This window comes from Arthrobacter sp. 4R501 (assembly GCF_002929755.1).
In the GTDB taxonomy this organism is placed as follows: domain Bacteria; phylum Actinomycetota; class Actinomycetes; order Actinomycetales; family Micrococcaceae; genus Arthrobacter.
Genome location: NZ_PJIW01000003.1, coordinates 74676 through 92103, shown reverse-complemented (window position 1 = coordinate 92103; position 17428 = coordinate 74676). Strand labels below are relative to the sequence as shown.

Genomic DNA, 17428 nt, shown 5'->3' with positions numbered 1-17428 from the left:
CATTTCCATGGCCACTTTCCCCGCCGAACGCACCGCCATCATCACCGGCGCCGTCTCCGAACGCGGTATCGGCCGCGCCACGGCCGGCTACCTTGCCGCCCAGGGCTGGAACATCGGCATCATCGACCTGGATGACGCCCAGTCCCAGGCCACCGCCAAGGAAATCGCCGCCCAGTACGGCGTGAAGGCCCACGGCGTCGGCGCCAATATCGGCGACGAAGCCTCCGTCCGCGCGGCCATCGACTCGATCGAAGCAGAGCTGCCGCAGGTTGTCGCACTGGCCAACGTGGCCGGCGTCAGCTCACCAGTTCCGTACCTCGAACTGGACGCCGCTGAATGGGACCGCGTTATGAGCATCAACCTCAACGGTGTCCATTACGCCACCCGCCGCGTCGCCGAATCCATGGCGAAGAACCGGATCGGACGCATCGTGAACATCTCTTCCGTGTCCGCCCAACGCGGCGGCGGCACGTTCTCCAAAACGCCGTACTCCGCGGCGAAGGCAGGGGTCATCGGCCTGACCCGCGCCACCGCCCGCGAGCTGGGGGAGTACGACATCACGGTGAACGCCATTTCCCCCGGCCCCGTCGACACGGACATCATGGGCGGCACCCTCAGCCAGGAACGCAAAGACGAACTCACCAAGGACCTCGTGGTCAACCGCGTCGGTTCCACCCGCGACATCGCAGCAGCCATCGCCTTCCTCATCAGCGAGGACGCCGGATACATCTCCGGCCAGACGCTGAACGTGGATGGCGGACTCTACATGCACTAGGAAGGACCACCATGGGCTCCTGGACCAAGGAACGCAGAATCTACCTGGCCGTGGGCGTGTTCGCCTGCGTGGTCGGCGCAATACTCATCGCCTTCTCGCTCTAACCGCTCCACCTTCCACTGATTTGCTCACCTGCTTACTCAACGAGGAGTTTGAATGACTGTCACCACTGGAACAAACGCCACCAAGGAGTTACTGGATTCACCGGTCCTAAAATCGGCGATCTCCAAAGCCTCCTTCCGGCTGATGCCGATGCTCGTCATCCTGTACGTCGTGGCCTTCCTGGACCGCACCAACGTGGGCTTCGCCGAGGCAGCACTTGAAGTGGACAGGGGCATCACCGCCGGCGCATATGCCCTGGGCGCCGGTATCTTCTTCATCGGCTACGCCTTGTTCGAGATCCCTTCCAACCTGCTGCTGACCAAGTTCGGCGCCAAGGTGTGGCTGGCCCGCATCGCCATCACGTGGGGAGTCGTCTCGGCCTGCTTCGCCTTCGTCCAGGGTGAGACGTCCTTCATCATCCTGCGCTTCCTGCTCGGCGTGACCGAGGCCGGCCTGTTCCCGGGCGTCATCATGTTCCTGGCCGCCTGGTTCCCCAACAAGGTCCGTGTCAAGATGTTCGCCATCTTCTACCTGGCCCAGCCGTTCTCCCAGATGATGGGCGCCCCGCTGTCGGGGTGGCTCATCAACATCGGCGACCAGGTTCCCGGCGTTGCCGGCTGGCAGGTCATGTTCTTCGTTGAAGGCATGCTGGCAGTACTCGCCGGTATTGCCGCCTACTTCTTCCTCATCAACACCCCGCAGGACGCGAAATTCCTGGACAAGGACGAGAAGAAGGCGCTGCTGGACGTTATGGCCCTCGAGGACGGGGTCAAGGAAAAGGACGGCCCCCGCGGTGTCCTCGCCGCCATGAAGAACCGCAAGGTCTGGTACTTCACCGCCATCTACTTCTGCCTCCAGACCGCCGTCTACGGCGTGACGTTCTACCTGCCGCAGCAGGTGGCACAGCTCACCGGGCAGAAGGTGGGCATCGAAGTGGGCCTGCTGGCGGCCATCCCATGGTTCTTCGGCATCTTCGCGTGCTACTTCATCGGGAAGGCGGCCAACACCATCGTCCGCCGCCGCGTCTGGGGCACCGGGCTGTTTATCTCCACCGGCCTGTGCATCTTCGGCTCCGCCTGGGCGGGCTCCAACCACCTCCCGGCGCTGGGCATCATCTTCATCACCCTCGCGGTGTGCAGCTTCCTCTCGATCGGTCCCATCGCGTGGTCCTACCCGACGGCGTTCCTCACCGGAACGGCGGCCGCTGCGGGCATCGGCCTGATCAACTCGCTGGGTAACCTGGGCGGTTTCGTGGCCCCCATCCTGCGGACCACGGTCAACCAGGTCACCGCATCGGACACCGGCACCATGGGCGTTTACGCCCTCGGCGTGCTTCCGTTCGTGGCGGCCATCATGATGTACGCCACCAAGAGGTTCCGCAACAAGGCCGACGATCTGCTCGACAACCAGTGACCGGACACCATGACTGAATGGAGCAGCGCTGACCAGAGCGGCACCCCAGAGATCCTCTACATCGGCGTCAGCACCAAGATGTACATGGGATACCGGGACTGCCTGGACTGGCTCGCCCGCATACGGCATGAAGCGGACTCCCGTCCGGCTCTTGCGGCCGGGCGGGTGGTCCCGTTTGTGATCCCTTCCTTCCCGGTTCTTCCGGCCGCCGGCAGCGTCATCTCAGGATCACCGCTTCTGCTGGGGGCCCAGAACTGCGGCTGGGCGGACGGCCCGTGGACAGGTGAGGTGTCGCCGTCGCTTCTGGCCGAGCTTGGGGTAAGCCTCGTGGAGATCGGCCACGCCGAACGGCGGCGGCACTTCGGCGAGGACAACACCATGATCGCCCGGAAAGTCAGGGCAGCCGACGACGCCGGCATCACCCCGCTGCTGTGCGTGGGCGAGGAAACACGCGATGAAAAAAGCGGGACCGGAGCCAGCGGAGCGGCTGCATTTGTCCATCAGCAGATCGACGAGGCGGTCGGCGGTGACTGGGCCCTGGCATCCCGGCTCATGATCGCCTACGAACCGGTCTGGGCCATTGGAGCAGCGGAGCCCGCCGACGCAGGCTACGTCGCCGCCGTCGTGCGTTCACTGCGGACGCTGCTGGCTGCCCATTCGCACGAGGCCGGCGACGCGTTGGGGGAGCTGCCGGTCATCTATGGCGGGTCGGCCAAGCCAGGGCTGCTGCCCGCGCTCGACGGCGTCTCCGGGCTCTTCCTGGGCCGGTTCGCCCACGATGCGGCGAACTTCGGCAAAGTCCTTGATGAGGCACTGTCCATGACGGCTCTGCAGGAGGCTCTCCGGGGAACCTAGCCGGAGGAACCGAACAGGAGGAACCGAACGGCGCCCGAGTCAGCCCGCGACGGCGGCGCGCAGGGACAGAATCCGCTGCAGCTGCTGCTGCTCCTCCATCTGGTGCAGCCGGACGTCGCGGCCGCTGAGGATGCGCTGGCGGGTGAAGGCGAGCTGGGTGGCAGCGTGGAGGAACGCCTTCATCTGCGGGCGGCGGTGGTAGCCGGCCGCCCACTGCAGGGCGGTCCGCCGGCCGCGCGGGGTGGCCAGCAGTTCCACCTCGGCGGGGCTGAACCAGCCAGCCGCGGAGTATTCCATCAGCCGTTGGCGGGTGAGCCGGTTTTCAGCGACGCGGAGGAGGACGATGCCCACCACGGCCAGCACAAAGATGGGCACCTGGACCAGGATGTATTCCGACAGGAAACCCGCGCCCATGCTGTTCCACCGGTTATGCAGCAGCATCGCCGGGATCAGCCCGATGATAAAGGCCAGCACCGAGGCTCCGGAGTGCCAGCGGCGGGCGGCGAAACCCATGATGAGGCCGGTGGTTCCCGTGAAGATGGCATGGGCGAAGGGTGACATCACGCCGCGGAGGAGGAAGATCTGGGCCAGATCCGTTCCCGGGTTGGCGGATTCGGCGATGGCCCTGCCAAAGTAGAGGATGTTTTCGGTGAACGCGAAGCCGCCGGCGATGGTGAAGGCGAAGACTATGCCGTCCACCGGACCGTCGAAGTGTTTGCGCGCCAGCAGCAGGATCATCAGCAGGCCCAGGGACTTCGCGAACTCCTCCACCACGGGCGCCTGGACGGTGGCCATAAACGTCTGGAAGTCAGCCACCTCGCTGAACTGGAAAGTCAGGGCGAAGAACGGCTGGATGAGCAGCGTGACCGCGATGGACACCGCAGCGCCCCAGGTGAACGCGAAGACCAGGAGCCGCTTGGGTTCCGGTTCCCACCGGTCGATCAGATAGACCGCAAGGAGCACCGCGGACAGCGGGATAAGTGACAGCACAAACCCTGCCAGGAACCCGCCCACGCCGGTGTTGGCCACTAAGAACGGCACCACCAGGAACAAGCTCAGGAAAACAAGGGCGGCGCCGCCCACCGTGAGTGCCAGAAGGCCTGCGGGCCGGCGGCCGGCCAGGGTTTCCTGCGGTGGCCCCAGCGGCGGCAGCCGGGCCGCGTTGGTTCCGGGCGCGGGCCTGTAGTACTCCGGTTCAACCCGGCCCATCCAGCTGGGGTTCGCCTGCGTGGGGAAAGGATCCGGTGGGCCGGCCGGCCCACCGGCCTGGCCGGAACCCGGCTGATGAGGGTGCATGGACATACCGGAAGCCTATGATGCCCCTGCCGATGTGGTAATTTTGAAACGCAAATGATCCTTTTTTAATTCCGTCCCGTGAGGCGGGGAAAGGGGAGACGAGAGTTTGACTTCTGTCACAAACGCACCGGTTCCAGCCAGGGTTGTCCTCAACCAGGCGGACATTGACCGTGCACTCACTCGAATCGCCCACGAGATCCTTGAGGCCAACAAAGGGTCCAAGGACCTGGTTCTGTTGGGCATTCCTCGCCGCGGCTACCCGCTGGCCGTCCGCCTCGCACACAAGATTGCGGCCGCGGACCCCACCGTGGACGCCACCGCCATTGTCGGGCAGCTGGACGTCACCATGTTCCGCGATGACCTTTCCCACCAGCCCACCAGGCCGCCGTACCCCACACAGCTCCCACGCACGGGAATCGATAACAAGGTTGTGGTGCTCATCGATGATGTCCTGTACTCCGGCCGCACTATCCGTGCCGCCCTTGACGCCATCATCGACCTCGGCCGTCCCCGGATCGTCCGGCTCGCTGTGCTGATCGACCGCGGCCACCGTGAGCTGCCCATCCGCGCCGACCACGTGGGCAAGAACCTGCCCACCTCATCCGCCGAGAAGGTCCGGGTCCGCCTGGAGGAAACCGACACCGCAGCCGACGGTTCCGTAGTCAACGAAGTGGTTATCGAGGGCGGCGCGTGAAACACCTCCTCTCCACTGAAGACCTCAGCCTGGCCAACGCCATCCGCATCCTCGACACCGCCGAGGAAATGGCTGCCGTCGGGGACCGCGAAGTCAAGAAGCTCCCGGCCCTCCGCGGCCGCACCGTGGTGAACCTCTTCTTCGAAGACTCAACCCGCACGCGGATCTCCTTCGAAGCGGCCGCCAAGAGGCTGTCCGCCGATGTCATCAACTTCGCCGCGAAGGGCTCCTCCGTCTCCAAGGGCGAATCCCTCAAGGACACGGCCCAGACGCTGGCAGCCATGGGCGCGGACGCCGTCGTGATCCGCCACTGGGCCTCGGGCGCGCCGCACCGGCTCGCCGCGACGGACTGGATCGACGCCGCCGTCATCAACGCCGGTGACGGCACCCACGAACACCCTACGCAGGCCCTCCTGGATGCCTTCACTATGCGCCGGCACTGGTCAAAGCTGGCCGGCTCCGCCTCGACCGGCGCAGACCTCAAAGGCATGCGCGTAGCCATCGCCGGGGACGTCCTGCACTCCCGCGTTGCCCGCTCCAACGTCTGGCTGCTCCGCACGCTCGGCGCCGAAGTCACCCTCGTGGCGCCACCCACCCTGCTGCCCATCGGCGTCGAACAGTGGCCGTGCAAGGTCAGCTACGACATGGATGACACCCTGGCGCAGGGTGTGGACGCCGTGATGATGCTGCGCGTGCAGGGCGAGCGGATGAACGCCTCGTTCTTCCCCTCCACCCGCGAATACTCGCGCCGCTGGGGCTTCGATGATAACCGGCTCCGGGCCCTGGACAGCCTGGGACTGAAGGACACCATCATCATGCATCCCGGACCCATGAACCGTGGCCTGGAGATTTCTTCCGCCGCCGCCGACTCGCCCCGCTCCACCGTGCTTGCACAGGTGCGCAACGGCGTCTCGGTCCGGATGGCCACCCTCTATCTGCTGCTCTCCGGGGACACCCGCGAACCAGCCGCCACAGCGGGCGCGGCCCGCAACCATTCCACCAAGGAGAGCAACTGATGGCAGAGAACAACGGAACCTACCTGATCCGCGGTGCATCGATCCTGGGCGCCGGGGCCGAGGACCTGCTCATCAGTGACGGCGTCATCGCCGCCCGGGGCGCAGCCGCTGCCACCCACCCAGACGCGGACGGCGCCACCGTCATCGAAGCCGCCGGCCTGGTGGCACTGCCCGGCATGGTGGACGTGCACACGCACCTGCGCGAACCCGGCCGCGAAGATGCCGAAACCGTAGAGACCGGCACCCGCGCCGCCGCCCTGGGGGGCTTCACCGCGGTCCACGCCATGGCCAACAGCAACCCGGTGGCGGATACCGCCGGTGTGGTGGAACAGGTCCACAGCCTGGGCCGCGCGGCCGGCTGGGTGGACGTGCGTCCCGTCGGCGCCGTGACCGTCGGCCTGGCCGGCGAGCAGCTCGCCGAACTCGGCGCCATGGCCGATTCCCGCGCCCAGGTCCGCATGTTCTCCGACGACGGCATCTGCGTCCACGATCCGGTGCTGATGCGCCGCGCCCTGGAGTATGTCAAAGCCTTCGACGGCGTGGTGGCCCAGCACGCGCAGGAACCCCGCCTTACCGCTGGAGCCCAGATGAACGAAGGCGCCGTCTCCGCCGTCCTGGGACTCACCGGCTGGCCGGCGGTGGCCGAGGAGAGCATCATCGCCCGTGACGTCCTGCTGGCGCAGCACGTGGACTCCCGCCTGCACGTCTGCCACGTCTCCACCGCCGGATCCGTGGAGATCATCCGCTGGGCCAAGGAACGCGGCATCAACGTCACCGCCGAAGTCACCCCCCACCACCTCCTGCTCACCGACGACCTGGTCCGCAGCTACAACCCGGTCTACAAGGTCAACCCGCCGCTGCGGACGGATGCAGATGTGCAGGCACTGCGCGCCGGCCTGGCGGACGGCACCATCGACGTGGTGGGCACCGACCACGCCCCGCACCCGAGCGAGCACAAGGAATGCGAGTGGGCGCAGGCCGCGATGGGCATGACCGGGCTGGAAACCGCCCTGTCCGTGGTCCAGCACACCATGATCGAAACCGGCCTCATGACCTGGGCCGATTTCGCTCGAGTGACCTCCACCGCCGCGGCGCAGATCGGCCGAATGACGGACCAGGGCCGTCCACTGGACGCCGGCGAACCCGCCAACGTCATCCTGGTTGACCCCGCTGCCCGGTGGACCGTTGACCCTGCCAAGATGGCAACCATGGGCCGCAACTCCCCGTTCGCCGGCCTGGAGCTGCCGGGCAAGGTGGTGGCCACCTTCTACAAGGGCCACCCCACCGTCCTGGACGGCCAGCTCAACACGCCGTACCGGGAACCGTCCGCGGCAGGCGCCTCCTGATGGACACCAAACTACTCACCGGCCTCATCACGGCCGCGCTCATCGCCGTCGTGCTGGTGATGATCTGGGCAGGCTGGCGCAACCGCCTCAGGCGGCAGGCCGACGTCGGCCGGTTGCCCGACGTGCCAGAGGCGCCCGGGGTGCCGCTCGCCGGGGCGGACGGCCAGTACGTTGCGTCCACCACCGCCGGAGACTGGCTGGACCGCATCGCGGTACACAGGCTTGGCATCCGGACCAATGCCGTCCTCAGCGTGTACCCGCACGGCGTCCTCTTCGACAGAACCGGTGCCCCGGCGCTCTACATCCCGGCAGGAAGCCTCACCGCCGTCCGGCAGGAAAGCGGAATGGCCGGCAAGTTCGTGGAAAAGGACGGCCTCCTGGTCCTCACCTGGGGCCTCGGAACGCACGAACTCGACACGGGCTTCCGGACCCGCCGGGCCGCCGACAAGGACGCCCTGTATGACTCCCTTCAGCAATTGATCGCCGCCGCCCCCCAGGAACATTCCCAGGATCCCCAGAGTGGAAAGTAAGACAGTGACAGAAACAGCGACAGCAAAAGCAGAGGCTGCGGCACCAGCAGCCCTTTCCACCACAGTTACCACCCCGGCGGTATTCGTCCTGGAGGACGGCCGCATGTTCCGCGGCACCAGCTACGGCGCGCAGGGCACTGCCCTGGGCGAGGCAGTGTTCGCCACCGGCATGACCGGCTACCAGGAAACCATCACCGATCCCTCTTACGCCCGCCAGCTGGTGGTGCAGACCGCGCCGCACATCGGCAACACCGGTGTGAACAGCGAGGACGCCGAGTCCCGGCGCATCTGGGTGGCCGGCTACATCGTCCGCGATGCCGCCCGCCGCCCGTCCAACTGGCGCTCCGAACGCTCCCTGGACGAGGAACTCATCGAGCAGGGGATCGTGGGCATCCAGGGCGTGGACACCCGCGCCATCACCCGCCACCTGCGCGAGCACAAGACCATGCGCGCCGGCATCTTCTCGGGTGAGGCCGCCAAGGCCACGGACAAGGAACTCCTTGACGCGGTCCTGGCCAGCGCCCCGATGGAAGGCGCCCGCCTGGCCGAGGAAGTCAGCGTCAGCGAAGCCTATGTGGTGGACCCCAAGGACCACGGCTGGGACGGCGAGCCGCGCTTCAGCATTGCCGCGATCGACCTCGGCATCAAGGCCATGACCCCCATCCGCTTCGCCGAGCGCGGCGTCCGCGTCCATGTCCTGCCCGCAACCTCCACCCTCGAGGACGTCAAGGCCGTCAACCCGGACGGCTTCTTTATGTCCAACGGCCCCGGCGACCCCGCCACGGCAGACGTCCAGGTCAAGCTGCTGCGCTCCGTCCTGGACGAGAAGCTGCCGTACTTCGGCATCTGCTTCGGCAACCAGATCCTGGGACGCGCCCTGGGCTTCGGCACCTACAAGCTCCGCTACGGCCACCGCGGCATCAACCAGCCCGTCCTGGACCGCCGCACCGGCAAGGTGGAGATCACCTCGCAGAACCACGGCTTCGCCGTCGACGCACCGCTCGACGGCGCCACGCAGGCTCCCGAGGAGCGCTACGGCCGCGTTGAGGTCAGCCACATCAGCCTCAACGACGACGTCGTTGAAGGCCTCGCGTGCCTGGACATCCCGGCCTTCTCGGTGCAGTACCACCCGGAAGCCGCAGCCGGCCCGCACGACGCCGCCTACCTGTTCGACCGTTTCATCGACCTGATGGCCGTCACCAAAACCGGCGCAGAGAACACCACCGATTCCAAGACTGAGGACAAGAAGTAATGCCCAAGAGAACTGACCTTAAGAGCGTCCTGGTCATCGGTTCCGGCCCGATCGTGATCGGCCAGGCCGCGGAGTTCGACTACTCCGGTACCCAGGCACTGCGTGTCCTCAAGGAGGAGGGCCTGCGGGTCATCCTGGTGAACTCGAACCCGGCCACCATCATGACGGACCCCGAGTTCGCCGATGCCACCTACATCGAGCCCATCACCCCCGAGGTGGTGGAGAAGATCATCGCCAAGGAGCGCCCGGACGCGATCCTGCCCACCCTGGGCGGGCAGACCGCACTGAACACGGCCATCGCGCTGGACAAGAACGGCGTGCTGGCAAAGTACAACGTGGAGCTCATCGGCGCGAACATCGCGGCCATCGAGCTCGGCGAGGACCGCGAAAAGTTCAAGGGCGTGGTGGAACGCTGCGGCGCCGAATCTGCCCGCAGCCACATCATCCACACCATGGACGAGGCGTTCACCGCCGCCGAGGACCTCGGCTACCCGATGGTGGTCCGGCCCTCCTTCACCATGGGCGGGCTGGGCTCCGGCCTGGCGTACAACGAAAACGACCTGCGCCGCATCGTCGGCCAGGGCCTGCAGTACAGCCCCACCAGCGAGGTGCTCCTCGAAGAGAGCATCCTCGGCTGGAAGGAATACGAGCTCGAAATGATGCGCGACAAAAACGACAACGTCGTGGTGGTCTGCTCCATCGAGAACTTCGACCCCGTGGGCGTCCACACCGGCGACTCCATCACCGTGGCACCGGCGCTGACCCTGACGGACCGCGAATACCAGCGGCTCCGCGACATCTCCATCGCCGTCATCCGTGAGGTGGGCGTGGACACCGGGGGCTGCAACATCCAGTTCGCCATCGAGCCGGACACCGGCCGGGTAGTGGTCATCGAAATGAACCCGCGCGTCTCCCGGTCCTCCGCCCTGGCGTCCAAGGCCACGGGCTTCGCCATCGCCAAGATCGCCACCAAGCTCTCCCTCGGCTACACGCTGGACGAGATCCCGAACGACATCACGCAGAAGACCCCGGCGTCGTTCGAACCCACCCTGGACTACGTGGTGGTCAAGGTTCCGCGCTTCGCCTTCGAGAAGTTCCCGGCCGCTGACGACACCCTCACCACCACCATGAAGTCCGTCGGCGAAGCCATGGCCATGGGCCGCAACTTCACCGAGGCCCTGCAGAAGGCCCTGCGCTCCCTGGAGCAGAAGGGCTCGCAGCTGGACTTCAGCTCCGTCCCCGAATGGGAAGTCCCGGAGCTGATCGAGAAGGCCAAGCGGCCCACCACGGAGCGCCTGCACCAGGTCCAGCGTGCCCTGCTCGGCGGCGCCACCGTGGAACAGCTGTTCGAAGCCACCAAGATCGACCCCTGGTACCTGGACCAGCTCCAGCTGCTCAACGAGATCTCCCACGAGATCCGCCAGGCCGGAGCCCTGACCGTGGAGATGCTCAAGCGCGCCAAGCGCCACGGCTTCTCGGATGAGCAGATCGGGTCCCTCACGCACAATTCCGAAGCCGTGGTCCGCGGCGTCCGGCAGGCCCTCGGGATCCGTCCGGTCTACAAGACGGTGGACACCTGCGCCGCCGAGTTCGCCGCCTACACTCCGTACCACTACTCGTCCTATGACGAGGAGGACGAGATTGCGCTGCACTCCAAGCCGTCCATCCTGATCCTCGGCTCCGGCCCCAACCGCATCGGCCAGGGCATCGAGTTCGACTACTCCTGCGTCCACGCCTCCATGGCGCTGCGCAAGGCCGGCTACGAGACCGTGATGGTCAACTGCAACCCGGAAACCGTCTCCACGGACTACGACGTTTCCACCCGCCTGTACTTCGAGCCGCTGACCCTGGAGGACGTCCTCGAGGTCATCGCCGCCGAGGAACGTACCGGCGGCGTGATGGGTGTCTTTGTGCAGCTCGGTGGCCAGACCCCGCTGAAGCTGGCACAGCAGCTGGCCGACGCCGGTGTCCCCATCCTGGGCACCTCTCCGGAAGCGATCGACCTCGCCGAGCACCGCGGCGAGTTCTCCCGCGTGCTCGACAACGCCGGGCTGATCTCCCCGAAGAACGGCACCGCGGTGTCCTTCGACGACGCCAAGAAGATCGCCGACGAGATCGGATACCCCGTCCTGGTCCGTCCGTCCTACGTGCTCGGCGGCCGCGGCATGGAAATCGTCTACGACGAGCCGAACCTCTCCCGGTACATCGCCAACGCCACGGAAATCACCCCGGACCACCCGGTGCTGATCGACCGCTTCCTGGAGGACGCCGTCGAAATCGACGTCGACGCCCTCTTCGACGGCACCGACATGTACCTGGGCGGCATCATGGAGCACATCGAGGAGGCCGGCATCCACTCCGGCGACTCCGCGTGTGTCCTGCCTCCCATCACCCTGGGCAACAACGTGATCGAGCGTGTCCGCACGGCAACCCGTGCCATCGCCGAGGGCGTGGGGGTCCGCGGCCTGATCAACATCCAGTTCGCGCTGGCCTCGGACGTTCTCTACGTGCTCGAAGCGAACCCGCGTGCCTCCCGCACCGTGCCGTTCGTCTCCAAGGCCACGGGTGTCCAGATGGCCAAGGCCGCCGCGCTGATCGGCACGGGCGTCACCATCCACCAGCTGCGGACCGCCTACAAGATGCTTCCCGAAACCGGCGACGGCTCCACGCTGCCGCTCGACGCCCCGGTCTCGGTCAAGGAAGCCGTGCTTCCGTTCAGCCGCTTCCGCACCCCGGAAGGCAAGGTAGTGGACTCGCTGCTCGGCCCGGAAATGCGGTCCACTGGCGAAGTCATGGGCATCGACAAGCACTTCGACACCGCCTTCGCCAAGAGCCAGGCAGCCGCCAACAATGCCCTGCCCACCGAAGGCAAGATCTTCGTCTCCGTGGCCAACCGGGACAAGCGGGCGGTCATCATGGCCGTCAAGCGCCTTTCGGACCTCGGCTTTGAGATCGTCTCCACCGGCGGCACCGCCGACGTCCTGCGCCGCAACGGCATCCAGGCCAGCACGGTCCGCAAGGTCGCCGAGGGCAGCAGTGCCGAAGGCGAGGGCACCATCGCAGACCTCGTCATCGCCGGCGAGATCGACATGGTCTTCAACACCCCCTCCGGCGGCGAGGCCCGCAGCGACGGCTACGCCCTGCGTGCTGCAGCGACCTCCATCGGCATCCCCTGCATCACCACGGTGGCCGAGTTCAACGCGGCGGTGCAGGCCATCGAGGCGATGCGCACCTACGAATGGTCGGTGACCAGCCTGCAGGAGCACGCCGCCGCCCTGGTGGCGTCCCAGAAGGCGGCTGCGGAGAACGCGGCGGCCGAGTCTGCGGTTTCGCAGCATGCCTGAGGCCGCCTCCACACCATCAGGCCCCGCCCGGGAGCCCTTCGGCTCCCGGCTCGGGGCGGCCATGGCGGCCCGCGGGCCGCTGTGCGTGGGCATTGACCCGCACCCGGCACTCCTGAAGGACTGGGGACTGGCCGACGACGCCGCAGGGCTGAGGCGGTTTTCGCTGACGGTCCTGGAGGCTGTCGGTTCGCTCGCTGCCGCGGTGAAGCCGCAGGTGGCGCTCTACGAGCGCCACGGTTCGGCCGGGATGGCAGTCCTGGAGGAAGTGCTGGCCGCGGCAACGCAGGCGCAGGTCCTCACCATTGCTGACGCCAAGCGGGGCGACATCGGCTCCACGATGGCTGCCTACGCGGACGCCTGGCTGCGGGACGGCTCGTCCCTGGCAGCCGACTCCGTGACCCTCAGCCCGTACCTGGGGTTTGAGTCGCTCCGCCCGGCGCTTGACCTGGCAGCGGACTACGGCCGGGGCGTTTTTGTCCTGGCGTTGACCTCCAACCCGGAGGGGGCTTCCGTGCAGCATGTGGGCGGAGCCGACTCCGTGGCCCGGCGGATCGTCGAGGCGGCAGCGGCAGAGAACAGCCGTTATGCCGGCGGACTGGGGTCCATTGGACTCGTTGTCGGCGCCACTGTGGGGTCAGCGTTGACTGACCTGCACCTGGACCTCCCGGCGGTCCGTGGACCCATCCTGGCCCCGGGACTGGGCGCCCAGGGTGCCACACCGGCCGACCTTCGCCGGACCTTCGGGGCGGCGTACCCGCAGGTCCTGGGGACGTCCAGCCGGGATATCCTGGCTGCCGGTCCAGGGACCCGGGGTCTCCGTGATGCTGCGTTGCGCACGCTTGAGGGCCTCCGCGGCGAATAGCGGCCCGAAGCTGGCATCCATTGATTCACCGCCCACCAAGGGGTAGGTTTCAGGACAAGTCCAATGGCGGTCGCCTTGGACTCGGCCGATGAATCCGGGGGTGTCCTCCATGAGCCTGCGACCCTTATCTCCTTCGGAACGCGCGGCGGCCCTGAACAAGGCGGCCGCCGCGCGGGCCGCCAGGGCGGCCGCCAAAGAGCGCCTCAAAAACGGCAAGACGTCGGCAGCGGACCTTATCGGTGCCGCCGCCGCGGATGACGCCCTGGCCCGGATGCGGGTGGTGGAGCTGTTGGAGGCCCTGCCGGGCATCGGAAAAGTCAGGGCTGCAGCCATTATGGAGCAGTTGGGCATAGCGGCCTCCCGCCGTCTCCGCGGGCTGGGCATTCACCAGCGCCAGGCGCTGGTAGATTTTATTGACGAGAAATAGGGCGTTTCCTAGAGGCGCCCGAACCCAAACTCCGCCGCAAAGGAATACGTGAGCAAGAAACCGGGACTGACAGTCCTCGCTGGTCCGACGGCTGTTGGCAAAGGCACCGTGTCCACCTACATCCGGGATAACTACCCCGAAGTCTGGCTTTCCGTATCGGCCACCACCCGCGCTCCGCGGCCCGGTGAGCAGGATGGCGTCCACTACTTCTTCAAGTCCAAGGAAGAGTTCGAGTCGCTCGTTGCGGCCGGCGAGTTTCTGGAATGGGCCGTAGTCCACGGCCAGAACACCTACGGCACGCTGCGGAGTTCCGTGGACGAGGCCATCGCGGCCGGCAGGTCCGTCCTGCTGGAGATCGATCTGCAGGGTGCACGCCAGGTCAAGCAGGCCGTTCCTGACGCCCAGTTTGTGTTCCTGGCGCCGCCCAGCTGGGACGAAATGGTCCGCCGACTGGTGGGTCGCGGCACGGAAACTGAGCAGGAGCAGCAGCAGCGGCTGGAAACAGCTAAACTGGAACTTGCCGCTGAACCGGAGTTTAACCACACCGTCATCAATGATGACGTTCGCCGGGCAGCGGACGAGCTTGTTTCACTCATGGGGCTGACCCCGCACCCGCACTAGTAGCCGGTAGCAGCCAGCCCGTTAGAATTTGGAGAATTCGTGTCCACGAACCTTGAAGGCATCATCAACCCGCCGATCGACTCACTGCTTAAGGCAGCTGATTCCAAGTACGGCCTGGTGATCTTCGGTGCCAAGCGTGCACGTCAGATCAACGCTTACTACGCCCAGCTGCACGAGGGCCTGTTCGAGTACGTCGGCCCCCTGGTCGACACCAAGCTGAACGAGAAGTCGCTGTCCATCGCCCTGCGCGAAATCAACGAAGGCAAGCTCGTTTCCACGCCGATCGAAGCCGCAGAGTAAGTTCAGACTGCCCTGTTGACGGAGGTCACGTGCGCATAGTCCTCGGAGTCGGGGGAGGGATAGCGGCCTACAAGGTCGCATCGCTCCTCCGGCTTTTTACTGAAGCCGGCCACAATGTCACGGTGATTCCCACTGAGGCAGCCACCCGCTTTGTGGGTGTCGCCACGTGGGAGGCCCTGTCCGGGAACCCGGTCAGCAACAGCGTCTTCGACGACGTGCACCAGGTCAACCACGTCAGGCTCGGCCATGAGGCCGACCTCATTGTGGTGGCGCCCGCGACGGCCGATCTTTTGGCTCGGGCGGCCACCGGACAAGCCAATGACCTCCTCACCAACACGCTGCTCATGGCCAGCGGCCCGGTACTCTTTGCCCCCGCCATGCACACGGAGATGTGGCAGCACGCCGCCACCCGCGCCAACGTTGAAACGCTGCGGAGCAGGGGAGTGGCCGTCCTGGAACCGGCCAGCGGCCGGCTCACCGGCACCGACTCCGGTCCGGGCCGCCTGCCTGAGCCCGAAGCCATCTTCGACGCCGCCATGGCACTCGCCCAGGGCCAGTCCGATTACCAGCTTCCGCTGGCCGGGCGGACCGTCACAGTCAGTGCAGGCGGAACGCGGGAACCGCTGGACCCCGTCCGTTTCCTGGGCAACCGGTCCTCCGGTAAGCAGGGCGTGGCGCTGGCCGTCGCCGCCCGCAACGCGGGTGCCACGGTCCGCCTGGTCGCCGCCCATATGGAGGTCCCGGCGCCGGCAGGGGTCGACGTCGTGACCGTTGAGACCGCGCTGGAGTTGCGCGAGGCCATGCTGGCAGCGGCGGCGGAGTCCGACGTCGTGATCATGGCTGCGGCCGTGGCGGACTTCCGCCCCGCCGAGATCTCCGGCACCAAGATCAAGAAACGTGATGACACCGCGGACCCCGTCATTTCCCTGGTCCGGAACCCGGACATCCTCCAGGAACTGGTCGAGGTCCGGGACCACGCTCCCGAAAACCAAGCCAGCCGCCGGAGCCAGCTGATTGTGGGCTTCGCAGCAGAGACCGGTGACGGCCAGGGCGACGTCCTGACCTACGCGGAGGCAAAGCTCAAGCGCAAGGGCTGCGATCTCCTGGTGGTCAATCATGTGGGATCGGACAAGGTTTTTGGCCAGGACAGCAACTCGGTAGTCATCCTTGCCCGCTCCGGCGCCGAACCACAACTGGCCGCCGGAACCAAAACAGAGGTTTCGGCCGCCGTCATCACGCGGGTCGGCTATGAGCTGAACCACGTTTCGCCACGCGCCTGACCGAAAGCCACGCACCGTTTCCTTAGCACGGGGACACACGCCGCCGGACGTCCGATTCCCAACCAGTAAGGTAGTTGAGTGACTTTACCGCTGCACATTCCCCACACCCCCGGGGCCACGCCCTCCGCCCTCCGGCTCTTCACGTCCGAGTCGGTCACTGAAGGCCACCCGGACAAGATCTGCGACCAGATCAGTGACGCCATCCTGGATGCACTGCTCGCCGCGGACCCCGAGTCCCGCGTCGCCGTGGAGACCATGGCCACCACCGGCCTGGTCCACGTTGCAGGTGAGGTCACTACCGACGCCTACGTCGAAATCCCGCAGATCGTCCGCGAAACCATCCTCGGCATCGGCTACGACTCCTCGGCCAACGGCTTTGACGGTGCCCGCTGCGGCGTCTCCGTTTCCATTGGACAGCAGTCCAACGACATCGCCGGGGGTGTCTTCAACTCCCTCGAAGCCCGCGAAGGCCGCCAGGAGGACGACTACGACCTCCAGGGCGCCGGCGACCAGGGCCTGATGTTTGGGTACGCGAGCGACGAAACCCCGTCCTACATGCCGGTGCCGATCTGGATCGCGCACCGCCTGTCTGAACGCCTCACCGAGGTGCGCAAGTCCGGCGAACTGTCCTACCTCCGCCCCGATGGCAAGACCCAGGTCACCATCGGCTACGACAAGGACGTCCCGGTTTCCGTCGAAACCGTCGTCATCTCCAGCCAGCACGCCGCAGGCACCAGCCTGGACCGGCTGCGCGCGGACCTCGCCGCCTTTGTCATTAAGCCCGTCTTGGCTGCAGCCAACCTTGACATTTCCCGGGCTGCCAACATCCTGAACCCGGCCGGTGAGTTTGTCATCGGCGGGCCCGTCGGTGACGCCGGCCTGACCGGACGCAAGATCATCGTGGACACCTACGGTGGCATGGCCCGCCACGGCGGCGGCGCCTTCTCGGGCAAGGACCCCTCCAAGGTGGACCGTTCCGCTGCCTACGCCATGCGCTGGGTTGCCAAGAACGTCGTGGCGGCCGGACTGGCAAAGCGCGCCGAGATCCAGATTGCCTACGCTATCGGCCAGGCCCGCCCCGTGGGTACGTACGTCGAGACCTTCGGCACCGAGACAGTGGACCCGGCCAGGATCAGCGCCGCCATCGCGGAGATCTTCGACCTCCGCCCGCGTGCCATCATCGACGCATTGGACCTCAAGCGTCCCATCTACGCGAAGACCGCCGCGCACGGACACTTCGGCCGTGACGATCCCGACTTCACCTGGGAGCGCCTGGACCGGGTGGAGGACCTGAAGGCCTTCTTCAACGCGTAGG

At 66.5% G+C, this 17428-nt stretch carries 16 protein-coding genes; 15 read left to right on the top strand and 1 reads right to left on the bottom strand.

The window, feature by feature from the left end; translation table 11 throughout:
* The first annotated feature begins 7 nt into the window (after positions 1-7).
* From CXR02_RS03390 to CXR02_RS03380, 3 genes are all read left to right on the top strand, one after another.
* A complete protein-coding gene (locus CXR02_RS03390; RefSeq protein ID WP_058932366.1) occupies positions 8-775 on the top strand; it encodes an SDR family NAD(P)-dependent oxidoreductase in 768 nt (255 codons plus the stop codon).
* A 156-nt stretch (positions 776-931) separates the two neighbouring features.
* A complete protein-coding gene (locus CXR02_RS03385) occupies positions 932-2290 on the top strand; it encodes an MFS transporter (RefSeq protein WP_104060729.1) in 1359 nt (452 codons plus the stop codon).
* A 9-nt stretch (positions 2291-2299) separates the two neighbouring features.
* Positions 2300-3145, top strand: a complete 846-nt coding sequence (locus CXR02_RS03380) for a triose-phosphate isomerase family protein (RefSeq protein ID WP_104060728.1) — start codon at positions 2300-2302, stop codon at positions 3143-3145.
* Between the two features lie 39 nt (positions 3146-3184).
* Here CXR02_RS03380 and CXR02_RS03375 read toward each other — a convergent pair whose 3' ends face one another.
* Complete coding sequence (locus CXR02_RS03375; RefSeq protein WP_104060727.1) at positions 3185-4447, bottom strand: PrsW family intramembrane metalloprotease; 1263 nt, start codon at positions 4445-4447, stop codon at positions 3185-3187.
* 100 nt (positions 4448-4547) lie between these two features.
* On the opposite strand from CXR02_RS03375, the gene pyrR reads away from it, so the two are divergent.
* From pyrR to metK, 12 genes are all read left to right on the top strand, one after another.
* Complete coding sequence (gene pyrR / locus CXR02_RS03370; RefSeq protein ID WP_056340241.1) at positions 4548-5135, top strand: bifunctional pyr operon transcriptional regulator/uracil phosphoribosyltransferase PyrR; 588 nt, start codon at positions 4548-4550, stop codon at positions 5133-5135.
* Entirely contained in the window at positions 5132-6151 is a 1020-nt protein-coding gene (locus CXR02_RS03365) for an aspartate carbamoyltransferase catalytic subunit (RefSeq protein ID WP_104060726.1), read from the top strand. Before pyrR ends, CXR02_RS03365 begins: the two co-directional genes overlap by 4 nt.
* Positions 6151-7497 (top strand): dihydroorotase, encoded by a 1347-nt coding sequence (locus tag CXR02_RS03360; protein WP_104060725.1) that lies wholly within the window; start codon positions 6151-6153, stop codon positions 7495-7497. The genes CXR02_RS03365 and CXR02_RS03360 overlap by 1 nt, the downstream gene beginning before the upstream one ends.
* Positions 7497-8027 (top strand): hypothetical protein, encoded by a 531-nt coding sequence (locus CXR02_RS03355; RefSeq protein WP_104060724.1) that lies wholly within the window; start codon positions 7497-7499, stop codon positions 8025-8027. Before CXR02_RS03360 ends, CXR02_RS03355 begins: the two co-directional genes overlap by 1 nt.
* An 88-nt stretch (positions 8028-8115) precedes the next feature.
* Positions 8116-9279, top strand: a complete 1164-nt coding sequence (gene carA / locus CXR02_RS03350; protein WP_104060876.1) for a glutamine-hydrolyzing carbamoyl-phosphate synthase small subunit — start codon at positions 8116-8118, stop codon at positions 9277-9279.
* Positions 9279-12623 (top strand): carbamoyl-phosphate synthase large subunit, encoded by a 3345-nt coding sequence (carB, locus tag CXR02_RS03345; RefSeq protein ID WP_104060723.1) that lies wholly within the window; start codon positions 9279-9281, stop codon positions 12621-12623. The genes carA and carB overlap by 1 nt, the downstream gene beginning before the upstream one ends.
* Positions 12616-13485, top strand: a complete 870-nt coding sequence (pyrF, locus tag CXR02_RS03340) for an orotidine-5'-phosphate decarboxylase (RefSeq protein WP_104060722.1) — start codon at positions 12616-12618, stop codon at positions 13483-13485. Before carB ends, pyrF begins: the two co-directional genes overlap by 8 nt.
* A gap of 109 nt (positions 13486-13594) precedes the next feature.
* Positions 13595-13912 carry an integration host factor, actinobacterial type gene (gene mihF, locus CXR02_RS03335; protein ID WP_168223552.1) on the top strand — a complete coding sequence of 106 codons (318 nt, stop codon included), beginning with the start codon at positions 13595-13597 and terminating at the stop codon, positions 13910-13912.
* 48 nt (positions 13913-13960) lie between these two features.
* Positions 13961-14533: a guanylate kinase gene (gmk, locus tag CXR02_RS03330; RefSeq protein WP_058932377.1), complete on the top strand. Its 573-nt coding sequence runs from the start codon at positions 13961-13963 to the stop codon at positions 14531-14533.
* A gap of 39 nt (positions 14534-14572) precedes the next feature.
* Positions 14573-14833 (top strand): DNA-directed RNA polymerase subunit omega, encoded by a 261-nt coding sequence (rpoZ, locus tag CXR02_RS03325; protein ID WP_056340218.1) that lies wholly within the window; start codon positions 14573-14575, stop codon positions 14831-14833.
* Between the two features lie 29 nt (positions 14834-14862).
* Positions 14863-16113 (top strand): bifunctional phosphopantothenoylcysteine decarboxylase/phosphopantothenate--cysteine ligase CoaBC, encoded by a 1251-nt coding sequence (coaBC, locus tag CXR02_RS03320; protein WP_104060721.1) that lies wholly within the window; start codon positions 14863-14865, stop codon positions 16111-16113.
* A 78-nt stretch (positions 16114-16191) separates the two neighbouring features.
* On the top strand, positions 16192-17427 hold the full coding sequence (metK, locus tag CXR02_RS03315) for a methionine adenosyltransferase (protein ID WP_104060720.1): 1236 nt from the start codon (positions 16192-16194) through the stop codon (positions 17425-17427).
* Position 17428 lies beyond the last annotated feature (1 nt).

Excerpts from the sequence above, each read along its gene's own strand:
- CXR02_RS03360 (WP_104060725.1), top strand. The coding sequence starts at position 6,151 with ATGGCAGAGAACAACGGAACCTACCTGATCCGCGGTGCATCGATCCTG.
- carB (WP_104060723.1), top strand. The coding sequence starts at position 9,279 with ATGCCCAAGAGAACTGACCTTAAGAGCGTCCTGGTCATCGGTTCCGGC.
- CXR02_RS03390 (WP_058932366.1), top strand. The coding sequence starts at position 8 with ATGGCCACTTTCCCCGCCGAACGCACCGCCATCATCACCGGCGCCGTC.
- mihF (WP_168223552.1), top strand. The coding sequence starts at position 13,595 with ATGAGCCTGCGACCCTTATCTCCTTCGGAACGCGCGGCGGCCCTGAAC.
- CXR02_RS03355 (WP_104060724.1), top strand. The coding sequence starts at position 7,497 with ATGGACACCAAACTACTCACCGGCCTCATCACGGCCGCGCTCATCGCC.
- CXR02_RS03380 (WP_104060728.1), top strand. The coding sequence starts at position 2,300 with ATGACTGAATGGAGCAGCGCTGACCAGAGCGGCACCCCAGAGATCCTC.
- CXR02_RS03375 (WP_104060727.1), bottom strand. The coding sequence starts at position 4,447 with ATGTCCATGCACCCTCATCAGCCGGGTTCCGGCCAGGCCGGTGGGCCG.
- CXR02_RS03385 (WP_104060729.1), top strand. The coding sequence starts at position 932 with ATGACTGTCACCACTGGAACAAACGCCACCAAGGAGTTACTGGATTCA.
- pyrF (WP_104060722.1), top strand. The coding sequence starts at position 12,616 with ATGCCTGAGGCCGCCTCCACACCATCAGGCCCCGCCCGGGAGCCCTTC.